Here is an 11,027-nt window from a genome sequence, read left to right on the forward strand (position 1 = left end):
AGTACGGCAGTTTTCTATATGCAATTAAAAGACGCTCGGAGTTTACCCCCTCAAGCTCAACAAGCAATCCGTAAAAGGGCGGTCATGGCAGTGATTGAGAACAAACGTTCTCAAGGAGAAGTGGCCCAAGAGTTTGGAGTTACTCGTACAGCAGTTAATCAGTGGGTGCAACGTTACCGTCGTGGGGGTGAGACAGCTCTCAAAGCTTGTAAACAAGGTCGTCGTGAGCATCCTACCTTGGCGCGATCGCAGGTAACGACAATTACTCGTCTCATTCGGGATTACAGCCCAGAACAACTACAACTGCCATTTACTCTCTGGACTCGACAAGCCGTATCTCAGCTCATTGAACAATGTTGGGGAATTACTCTTTCTCAAACGACGATTGGTCGTTATCTGCGTCGTTGGGGACTGTCTCCACAAAAGCCTGCCAAATGCGCTCGTGAGCAATGTCCTCACCAGCTTCAGCATTGGTTAACTCATGAATATCCAGCGATTCACAAGCGAGCACAGCAGGAAGGAGCTGAGATTCATTGGGGTGATGAAATGGGATTGCGTTCGGACCATCAAGCAGGGACTTGTTGGTCTGAGGTAGGGAAAACGCCAATTGTAGAAGGAACTGGGCAACGTTTCAGTTGCAACTTAATTTCCGCCCTGACCAATCGAGGAACCCTACGCTTTCAAGTATTTCAAGGGGGATTTAATAGCGATGTCTTTTTGGAATTTTTACGCCGATTAATTCGCTCCAGGGAAAACAAAGTTTTTTTGATTGTAGATCGCCACCCAGTACATCGCTCCCGTAAAGTTCAACAATGGGTAGCTCAACATCAGGATGAATTGGAACTGTTTTATCTTCCCCCCTACAGCCCAGAACGAAATCCCGATGAATTTCTCAATCAGGACATTAAAAGCAATGCTATGAGACGACAAAGACCCCGTAATCGTAATGAACTCATGAAAAGGGTTCGCTCTTATTTATACAGTCTTCAGAAATGTCCCGAACGTATTAGTCGTTATTTTTGGGCTCAGCCAGTTCAATATGCTGGCCTTTAGGTGTTAACTATTTCCTGCACGGATTAATAGTTATAGATTTTCAATCGCAGCTGATTTGATTGATTCAGTTGTGATATTCAACCAGAATAACTAAAAAACATATTAGCCATGGATCAACCAACAATCGTTTCAGGAATGGTTTTCCCTTCTCCCCTAGCGGAACCGTGCCAACTGCAGATCATTGAGTTAAATGAGATTAGCGTTGCTGCTACATTATTAGTAAGTGCTTTTGGCAGTGAACCGGCTGCTGTTGCTCTATTTCCCAACCCTCGCCATCGCTATCATTACCAGATGATCACCGCAAAAATTTTACTGAGTAGCATCATTCCTCATGGTAGTGTTTATGGTGTCACGTGCCATGGGGAACTGGCAGGAATTGCCGTTTGGCTACCACCATCAGTGAATTCGGGTTTCAAATGGAGAATGACTCGTTATCTGCTAGAGTTGGTGTTAGTGAGTTTGCAATTCCCCACAGCTTTGCCAAAAGCATTATGGACACAATGGCGCGATCGCGCAGTTGTCAGAAAGGTGCTTCGGATTAAAAGAGAAATTGATACCATGACTAATGGTCAGCCTTATTGGTACTTAAAAGCACTTGCTACCAAAGCGGAGTTTCGTGGGCGCGGAATTGCCCATCACTTATTAAAGCAGATCTTAACCCATTGCGATCAAAAGCAATTAGAGGTGTGGCTAGATACCACGGAAGCGGTTAACGTTTCTTTTTATCAACGCTTGGGCTTTGAAACAGTTTACGAGACTGAAGCAGGTAAATTTTTACCGAGTTTTTGGCTAATGCGTCGCAACCCCCAACCGATTGCTTAAGGAAGCAATGTAACAGAAAACCCTGAGTTAATTACCCACAACCAATTTCTTCATGGGGTTCAATGAGGCGTATAAACTTCCGCTTCAAATGACCCCCCCCTAGCTTTGCACCACCACTAGCTTCTTCGGTTCGTGAGTGCGCTTTAGTTTCCTACAGGGGGGTTGGGGAAGATTGTCTAGTAGCACTACTTTATGGAAATGGTATTACGTTTCAGTAACATCGAATTCCCAATTACTGAGAGGGAACTAGCTGTCATGGCAATTACGCCAATAGCTGGGTGAAGAAGTCCGATCGCGGCAATGGGGATGGCTGCTAAGTTATAAATGGAAGCCCAGAACAGATTCTGAATAATTTTATTGAAGGTAGCCCGAGATAGCTGAATCGCTTCAACCACTTTAGAGAGTTCACCACTAACAAGGGTGACATCAGCGGCTTCAATAGCAACATCAGCACCAGCCCCAATCGCTATGCCCACATCGGCTTGTTTTAGGGCAGGGGCATCATTAATGCCATCACCCACCATGGCAACTTGACTGCCACGGGATTGAAAATGTCGGATTCCATCAATTTTCCCTTCTGGGAGGACATTAGCTAACACGCGATCAATCCCAACTTGAGTCGCGATCGCGTTGGCTGTTCGTTCATTATCTCCCGTGATCATGACAGGTTCAATCCCTTCTTTCTTCAAGGCTTTAATTGCTTCAGTGGAGTCAGGTTTGAGGGTATCTGCTACGGCAACAATTCCCACTAAAAATTCCTCAATCCCCACTAACATTGCGGTTTTGCCTTGTTGTTCTAATTGTTCTAACTCGTTAACTACTTCCTGAGTATCAAATCCTAGTTCCTCAAACCAACGGTAACTCCCGACGCGAACCCATTGCTTGCCAATTGATCCCTGTACGCCACGGGCAGTTACTGATTCAAATTGTTCTATCTTGGGAATGTTAACAGCGCGATCGCGCGCTCCATCGACAACGGCTTGGGCAAGGGGATGAGCGGAACCTGCTTCTACACTGGCGGCAGAGCCTAACAGTTGTGCTTCCGAAAAATTCCGATTACAGAGAATTACATCAGTTAGCGTGGGTTCTCCTTTGGTAATTGTACCTGTTTTATCCAAAACGATAAATTTAATATTTTTTAGGGTTTGAATTGCACTACCATTACGAATGAGAATCCCTTGATTCGCTCCTAGCCCAGAACTAACCATCAATGCAGTGGGAGTTGCTAACCCTAAAGCACAAGGACAAGCAATCACCATCACGGCAATACTGGCAAGGATACCTAAAAGCCACCGATTTGCTTCAGGATCAACCCAAGGCAAAAACGTTTCGCCCCAGACTAAAATGGGAGTAAGTTGTTCAGGAAACAGCCACCAAGCGGCTAAACTGATCAGGGCGATAACAAAGACAATGGGAACAAAATAGGTCGTAATTTGGTCTGCCAACTCCTGAATCGGGACTTGTGATCCTTGGGCTTCTTTGACTAATCGAACCACTTGTGATAAAAAAGTATCACTTCCGACTTTGGTGGCACGGACTTCTAATAATCCTTCTTGATTAATCGTTGCGCCGATCGCGCGATCGCCAGCACTTTTTTCCACGGGCACTGATTCACCTGTGGCAATAGATTCATCCACATGACTATTACCCGCAATAATTTCGCCATCTGTTGGCACTTTTTCCCCAGGGCGCACAATCATCACATCCCCAACACGGAGAGATTGAATTTCGACTTCCATCTCTTGATCTTCTCGCCGAACCCGTGCCGTTTTTGCCCCCATGTTCAACAATTTCCGAATTGCTTGTGAGGCTTGACCTTTAGCTAGTGCTTCCAAATAACGACCGAGCAAGTGAAACGTCATAATAGTCGAAGCCATCTCGATAAAGGAAGTCATGGGATAAATAAATCCCACAAGTCCAATGAAGTAGGGGGGAAGACTGCCCAAACTAATCAGGGCATCCATATTGGGAGTACGGTTAAGTATTGAGCGACGGGCTGAACGGTGGGTAGTACGCCCAGCAATAAAGATCACAGGAAAAGCTAAAATGGCAACAATTGCTAAATACACCTCATTGGGGAGTATTTCTAAAGGCATCTGAAACGCCATTAGTAACATAATGATGACAGTGGGTGGGATAGCAAGCCATAATCGTCTTTTTGCGGCTGCCAAATGCGCGGCTTCTACATCAGTAGTGGCGGTTTCATCGCTAGTTTCCCCTTGTTCGATAGGTTGTAGATCAGCAACTTCATAACCTGCCTTTTCCACTGTTTCACGCAAAGTTTCAGGGGATAAGTGAGTGTTATCAAAGGCGACGCGCACTTGATGATCACTGGCACGGGTTTCCACTTGTTTCACTCCCTGCAATCGTTCCAGAGAATCTCTAACAATGCCAGCACAATGATTACTTCCCATGCCAGGTACAATTAAGATCAGGCTAGGTTGATGGGAGTTCAGAGCTGCTACCTCATATCCCGCTTTTTCCACTGCATCACGTAAGTTTTCAGGAGAAAGCTGACTGGCATCAAATTCGATCTCCACTCGATGATCGCTAGGGCGTGTTTCTACTTTTTGGACTCCACTCAATCGCTTTAGAGAATCACTGACAATGCCAGCACAGTGATTACTTCCCATACCAGGAACGATTAAGGTAGCACTTTGGTGGGTTGATTGTGACATAATGATATTAACTCCTATCGGATCAAGTGTTTATTCCACATTGAGAAAGGTTGCCATGCCAGCCTCAAGGTGTTCTGGGATATAATGATTCCCAATAATAACCCGAGCCGTTTCATCATTAATCTCCTAAATAACACTTATTCAATGAGTTAAATCTTCACGAATTAGTGATGATCACCATTGCCATTGTCATGTCTTTGCTGGTGCATTTGTTCTCTCATGACCTCGTGAGAATCCACATCAAACCAGTCTTGTAACCAGCTTTGCATTTGATGAATTTCGTCTCTTTGCGCTTGGGCAATGTCTTGAGCCAGTTCTCCCACTGGTTCGTTTTCCACTAATTCCTGTTGCAATAACATCCGCGACTGCATGACTGCTCCCATATGATGGATAATCATGTCTTCTAAAAATACCTGATCTAATTCATCCCCTTCTAGATCAGATAAGTCTCGCATCATGGGTTCATACTCAGTTGCGCGATCGCGCTCAGGATGCCATTGCTCTAACCAACTCTCAATTTGCTCAATTTCTGCCGTTTGTGTTTCAATAATTTCCTCGGCAAAGGCTTGCATTTCAGGGCGTTCTGTCCGATCACGTAAAATTTTAGCGGCTTCAATGGCTTCCTCATGATGGGGAATCATGTGAACTAAATAGTCCAATTCACTTTCAACATCGGCATGATCGCCCATATCATGATCCTCACGATTGCCATGATGGGGGGAATGTTGATCGCCCATATTATGGTCTTCATGATTACCATGATGGGGAGAATGTTGGTGAGCTTTTTCTGCAAAGGATTCAGCTCCAGTACGGTTGGCTAGGGCAGCTCCGCTAATCACTAAGGTGGCACTGGCAACTGCAATTGTTGTCACCCGAGCAATATCCTTCCAATGATTCGTTTTCATTTCTCCACCTCTTCTTCTCGATTTACCCTTATTCTAAAGTCTCCACTCGACTGGAGAGTCAACCCCCAAATCAATTATCATGGTCAGTAACTTTTTAGTGATTAAAGCGCCGAAAAGGATAAATCAAAGATAAACGCCTCGTAAAATGCCGTTATATCTTAAAATTTAATTAAAATTTTGCCAAAAATAAGTGTTATTTCTTAACAAGACTGGGCTAAATATTGATTTTTGTGTTATTTAGAAGAGAATTATATGAATTAAGCTGTCTCTCTCTTCAATCAATATGCGTACACTACTAATTTATCCCCGTTTTCCACAAAGTTTTTGGTCATTTGAAAAAACCCTACAACTAATTGGGCGTAAAGCTATGTTACCGCCACTGGGGTTAGTAACTGTTGCTGCTATTTTACCTCAAAACTGGGAGTTTCGACTCGTTGATCGTAATGTCACTGACTTAACAGAAGCTGACTGGAATTGGGCAAAATTAGTCATTCTATCTGGTATGATTGTTCATCGTGACGATCTATGTAGTCTAATCCAAGAAGCAAAACGAAGAAATAAAAAAGTTGCTGTTGGTGGCCCTTATCCAACCTCTTTTCCTCATGAATTGGAAGAAGCGGGAGCAGATTATTTGATTCTAGATGAAGGAGAAATTACTCTCCCCATGTTTGTAGAGGCACTTGCAGAAGGAAAAGAGACAGGGACATTTCGCGCCACTGAAAAACCTGATATTACCCAAACCCCAATTCCTCGCTTTGATTTATTACAATTAGAAGCCTACTCAGAAATGGCAATTCAATTCTCTCGGGGTTGCCCCTTTCAATGTGAATTTTGCGATATTATTGTCCTCTACGGGCGAAAACCGCGAACTAAATCTCCTCAACAATTAATCGCAGAATTAGAGCGACTTTATGAATTAGGGTGGGAACGTAGTATTTTTATGGTCGATGATAATTTCATCGGTAATAAACGTAACGTTAAGAAATTACTGCGAGAACTTGCCCCTTGGATGGAAGAGAGAGCTTATCCTTTTTCCTTCTCCACAGAAGCCTCAGTTGATTTAGCCAATGATGAAGAGTTAATGGATTTAATGACCGATTGTAATTTTAATGCGGTCTTTTTGGGAATTGAAACCCCTGATGAATCTAGTCTTACTGTAACTAAAAAGTATCAAAACACCCGTGATCCCCTTGCTGAGTCAGTAGAAAAAATTACACGCTCTGGGCTGCGTGTGATGGCTGGCTTTATCATTGGCTTTGATGGTGAAAAAACAGGAGCTGGTCAACGTATTGTTGACTTTGTTGAAAAAACGAGTATCCCCACTGCCATTTTTAGTATGCTACAAGCCCTTCCTGATACAGGGCTATGGCACCGTTTAGAACAAGAGGGAAGATTACGAGGGGATGCCAATATTAATCAGACAACGTTGATGAACTTTGTCCCAACTCGTCCCTTAGAAGAAATTACCCGTGAATATATTGATGGATTTTGGCAACTGTATGATGCTCAAAAATTTTTAGATCGTACCTATCGCCATTATCGTCTTTTAGGAACTGCTCCCTGTCATCGCAAGCGACGAGAAAAAGCTAAACAAGCAAGCAAGCCTAAAACTAAAGCAAGAAAATCGATTGATTGGCAACAAATTAAGGCTTTAGCGGTTATTTGCTGGCGACAGGGAATTGTCCGTAAAACTAGTTTTACTTTCTGGTGGTATCTTTGGCAAATGTTTTTACATAACCGCAGTGGAATTCCCAGTTATTTAGGTGTTTGTGCCCAAGCAGAGCATTTTATTGAATATCGGCAACTGGTTAAAGAGAGAATTGAATCACAATTAGAAGCCTACCTTAGTTTGCAAGCAGAACAAACTGATGAAAAGATTACAAAAGCCTTTACGCTCTCCCAGTAAATCACAGATTATATCGGGAAGTTTTTGCTTCTAACTTTTTTGATTAAAACTCGATTTGGCTATGATGGATTTGGCCCATTGCACCACAAACATCCGTTCGATACCAGCCGTCATTGGTAGAAGGATAAATAGTAAGACTGGTTTCCTTGTTTACTGAACAAATAATGCGACCATTGGGGATTACTCGCACGTTAGAAGTAGCAGCAACGACTCTGGCATTACTGGTGATAGGAAAAGGGTAGTTAATGATTTCCGAATAATCATTATCAACAGTACAAGAGCCTAAGTTTGTAATATTCCATTGCAAATCACCTCGATTGTTGGCTCCTATTATTACAGTTAATCCTTGCTTGCAATAAGTTTGATAAACCTGAAAGGAACTGGTTAGAGGAGCTCTTGGAATACAGTGGTGATTTTTAAAGTCATTAAAACGAATATTTCGCCAAGAAGCTGATCCAGAACCGATTCTAGATGAACGTAAATTACGGTTCCCCAAACAAACACTATCTAAATTAGGAACAACAGTTTTTTCTAAATTAGAATACCAATTCTCTGCATAGCTAGGAGTAGCAAAAGTCAGGCTTCCTGCAATTCCTAATGTTAAGCCAATTACTTTCCAAGCATTTCCAATCCCTTGATGAGTATCCACCGCATAATCCCCAACTAGAAAAATTAATAAAGATAGCAATTTAAAATCAATTGTAAAGTCCTAGTTTAATCTGCTTTTTTTTGAAATCCCGAGACACTTCGGCTATTGTTTATAAATGAAACGGTATTGCTGCCGGGTAGGTCAGAGACCTTGATCTTAGTATAACATCTTGGTCTCTTTCCTCCCTCAAAACCATACGTGCGACTTTCACCGCATACAGCAGGGGGCAAACACAGACTAGACATCGACCCTCTCTCATATTCACGTGCCATTTAACGCTTTCCCACTAGTCTTCACAGTAGCTGGTTCACCCGTACCTAAGTTAGCTCCTCTTTCGATTGTGGCAAATAATGCGACTTCGTGTCGCACGAACTCACTATGATTTCGGGTTCAAACGATTATCATTATCATATTCATAGAAGTAACCTGAGCCCCATGCTAATTAAAACTCAATTTGACTATGATGGATATAGCCCATGGGACCACAAACATCCGTTTGATACCAACCATTACTAGGAGAACCGTAAAGATCAATCATCGTTACCTGTCTCACCGAACAAATAATGCGACCATTGGGCGTTTCTCGGACATTAGAGGGAGGATCAAAGACTCTTGCAACCCCTTGAGAAGAAGTAGGCGATTGTCCATTACCACTTGTAGCAACGGGATAAGTTGTAATTTCCCAATTAGCATTCCCAACGGAACATGAGCCTAAATTGGTAATCTGCCATTGCAAATGAGCGCGATCATTCCCTTGCCAAGTGACAGTTAACCGACCTTGGCAATGATTTTGATTTTGATAAACATTAAAGAAACCAGTTAAAGTATCTCCGGGAACGCAACCCTGATTTTTGATGTTATTAAATCTAGCATCCCCAGAATAAGGGCCACCTCCGAAAACGGTTCTTACCGAAGGTAAATAACTGTTTCCCCAGCAAATACTATTCAAGTTAGGAATAACAGTTTTTCCTGAGTTAGAACGCCAAGTCGCTGCAGAACTAGCAGTAGCAAAAGTCACGCTTCCTACAATCCCTAAAGTTAAGCAAAGTGCTTTCCAAGCCTTCCTACCCCCTTTATCAGCATCCATAGCACTATCTCCAATTAAAAAATTTAGAAAATCTGAGGGTCTCACTCTCAGAATGTGACCTCCTGTCGCACCCTTGATATGTTAATTGTAGCACTAACTCTACTGATTCATCTACCCGAAAAATAAAATATTGTGTTGGGGTGTAGCACAGCGTGAGCTTCTTCTCAGAACGCTAGATAAATTTTGATGTTTAATCTGCTTTTTTTAGTAATGCTAAGAAACTTGGGCTGTGCTATACAAATGGATTTGCATTCCCACGCTTTCGATGACAAAAAAGCCCCCAACTGGACACCTAAGCCCGTTGGGGTCAACTTTTCTTACAAGGAAGCCATCACTTCATCAGCAGCATTCAAGGTTTTATTAATATCTTCCTCGGTATGCGCTAAGGAGGTGAAGCCAGCTTCAAATTGAGAGGGGGCTAAATAAATACCACGTTCTAACATGCCGCGATGATAGCGACTAAACTTATCTAAGTCAGAGGTTTTGGCATCTTCAAAATTACGAACTGGACGATCTGTGAAAAAGACACCAAACATGGCACTAAGTTGACCAATTTGTACCGCATGACCATGTTTTTGGGCAATTTCTTTTAAGCCATCAGTGAGCTTTTTCGTCATTTGATCCAGTTGCTCATAAGTGCCTGGGCGTTGCAATAATTCTAAGGTTTTAATCCCAGCAGTCATGGCAAGGGGGTTACCCGATAAGGTTCCAGATTGATACATGGGGCCGGCGGGTGCAATCACTTCCATAATATCTTTCCGCGCTCCCAAAGCACCGACAGGTAAGCCACCACCAATGATTTTACCAAGGGTTGTGACATCAGGAGTAATACCAAATTTCTCTTGTGCGCCACCATAGGCAATACGGAAGCCAGTCATAACTTCATCAAAGGCTAATAAAGCCCCATGCTGTTGAGTCAATTCTCGCAAACCTTGCACAAATTCCATATCAGGCGCAATAAAGCCAGAGTTTCCTACCACAGGTTCTAGCATTACTCCAGCAATTTCATCACCATGATCTTGAAATAGCTTTTTCACCGCTTCTAGGTCATTATAGGGAGCGGCTAGGGTACTACTGGTAGCAGACTTGGGAACCCCAGGAGAGTCAGGAAGCCCTAAAGTAGCAACTCCAGAGCCAGCTTGCACCAGCAACATATCAGCATGACCATGATAATTACCTTGGAATTTAATAATTTTATCTCGTCCTGTATAGGCACGCATCATGCGAAGTGCCGACATACAGGCTTCTGTTCCTGAGTTTACAAAGCGCACCATCTCGATGCTAGGAACAGCATTAATGACCATCTCCGCGAGGATATTTTCTTCCACCGAAGGCGCACCAAAACTGGTTCCCTTTTCAATGGCTTCTTTTAAAGCCTTAACCACTTCTGGATGGGCATGACCACATATTGCGGGGCCCCAAGTTCCCACGTAATCAATATATTCATTGCCATCAACATCCCAAACATGAGAGCCTTTCACTTTATCAAACACAACAGGATCGCCACCAACAGACTTAAAGGCGCGAACAGGAGAGTTCACACCCCCTGGCATTAGGTTTTGAGCTTTGCTAAAGATATCTTTTGATTTCTTGGTGTTAAATGCGGTTGTTGAAGTCATGGTATTGATTCAGTTTAAGTTTCTATTATCCGTACTATCCCATTAATAAGGGAAAATTTATCTCTTCGTTTAACCAAGTTTAATCCTAATCAAATCCTACGACCAGTGACCATGTTTTTGGTTTAAGTATTGATGTGAGTTGTCATTACTTTACATAAATTTACATTATTAAAAGTATTTACTGCGAAAAATGTAAAAAAATATTTCAAAAAATGACATACTTTTTGTCAAATTATGTCGAATCAGGGTTAATCTATCGAATGTGTAGCGATTTTTTGATACAAGAAACAAGTGGGAGGGGCAATTTG

General features: G+C 42.6%; 8 protein-coding genes. 3 read left to right on the plus strand and 5 right to left on the minus strand.

The genetic code is table 11. The features are described 5' to 3' along the window. The first annotated feature begins 18 nt into the window (after positions 1–18). Both FRE64_RS04935 and FRE64_RS04940 read left to right on the plus strand, forming a co-directional pair. Positions 19–1,053 carry an IS630 family transposase gene (locus tag FRE64_RS04935; RefSeq protein WP_146294724.1) on the plus strand — a complete coding sequence of 345 codons (1,035 nt, stop codon included), beginning with the start codon at positions 19–21 and terminating at the stop codon, positions 1,051–1,053. A 108-nt stretch (positions 1,054–1,161) separates the two neighbouring features. Then, entirely contained in the window at positions 1,162–1,875 is a 714-nt protein-coding gene (locus tag FRE64_RS04940) for a GNAT family N-acetyltransferase (RefSeq protein ID WP_146294932.1), read from the plus strand. A 185-nt stretch (positions 1,876–2,060) separates the two neighbouring features. On the opposite strand, the gene FRE64_RS04945 is transcribed toward FRE64_RS04940, so the two are convergent. After that, positions 2,061–4,553, minus strand: a complete 2,493-nt coding sequence (locus FRE64_RS04945) for a heavy metal translocating P-type ATPase (RefSeq protein WP_146294933.1) — start codon at positions 4,551–4,553, stop codon at positions 2,061–2,063. Between the two features lie 164 nt (positions 4,554–4,717). Continuing rightward, positions 4,718–5,458, minus strand: a complete 741-nt coding sequence (locus FRE64_RS04950) for a DUF305 domain-containing protein (RefSeq protein ID WP_146294934.1) — start codon at positions 5,456–5,458, stop codon at positions 4,718–4,720. 283 nt (positions 5,459–5,741) lie between these two features. Here FRE64_RS04950 and FRE64_RS04955 point away from each other — a divergent pair, with 283 nt between their 5' ends. Then, entirely contained in the window at positions 5,742–7,364 is a 1,623-nt protein-coding gene (locus FRE64_RS04955; RefSeq protein WP_146294935.1) for a B12-binding domain-containing radical SAM protein, read from the plus strand. A 43-nt stretch (positions 7,365–7,407) separates the two neighbouring features. On the opposite strand, the gene FRE64_RS04960 is transcribed toward FRE64_RS04955, so the two are convergent. The 3 genes from FRE64_RS04960 to hemL all read right to left on the minus strand — a co-directional run bounded on the left by FRE64_RS04960 (position 7,408) and on the right by hemL (position 10,719). Beyond that, positions 7,408–8,052: a hypothetical protein gene (locus FRE64_RS04960; RefSeq protein WP_146294936.1), complete on the minus strand. Its 645-nt coding sequence runs from the start codon at positions 8,050–8,052 to the stop codon at positions 7,408–7,410. 403 nt (positions 8,053–8,455) lie between these two features. After that, a complete protein-coding gene (locus FRE64_RS17815) occupies positions 8,456–9,100 on the minus strand; it encodes a hypothetical protein (protein ID WP_246140398.1) in 645 nt (214 codons plus the stop codon). Positions 9,101–9,417: 317 nt separating this feature from the next. Further along, positions 9,418–10,719: a glutamate-1-semialdehyde 2,1-aminomutase gene (hemL, locus tag FRE64_RS04970; RefSeq protein ID WP_146294937.1), complete on the minus strand. Its 1,302-nt coding sequence runs from the start codon at positions 10,717–10,719 to the stop codon at positions 9,418–9,420. Positions 10,720–11,027 lie beyond the last annotated feature (308 nt).

It is taken from the genome of Euhalothece natronophila Z-M001, from assembly GCF_007904085.1.
GTDB classification, from domain to species: Bacteria; Cyanobacteriota; Cyanobacteriia; order Cyanobacteriales; family Rubidibacteraceae; genus Halothece; species Halothece natronophila.

Coding starts and splice junctions, on each gene's coding strand:
- FRE64_RS04950 (WP_146294934.1), bottom strand. CDS start 5,458: ATGAAAACGAATCATTGGAAGGATATTGCTCGGGTGACAACAATTGCA.
- FRE64_RS04955 (WP_146294935.1), top strand. CDS start 5,742: ATGCGTACACTACTAATTTATCCCCGTTTTCCACAAAGTTTTTGGTCA.
- FRE64_RS04945 (WP_146294933.1), bottom strand. CDS start 4,553: ATGTCACAATCAACCCACCAAAGTGCTACCTTAATCGTTCCTGGTATG.
- FRE64_RS17815 (WP_246140398.1), bottom strand. CDS start 9,100: ATGGATGCTGATAAAGGGGGTAGGAAGGCTTGGAAAGCACTTTGCTTA.
- hemL (WP_146294937.1), bottom strand. CDS start 10,719: ATGACTTCAACAACCGCATTTAACACCAAGAAATCAAAAGATATCTTT.
- FRE64_RS04935 (WP_146294724.1), top strand. CDS start 19: ATGCAATTAAAAGACGCTCGGAGTTTACCCCCTCAAGCTCAACAAGCA.
- FRE64_RS04940 (WP_146294932.1), top strand. CDS start 1,162: ATGGATCAACCAACAATCGTTTCAGGAATGGTTTTCCCTTCTCCCCTA.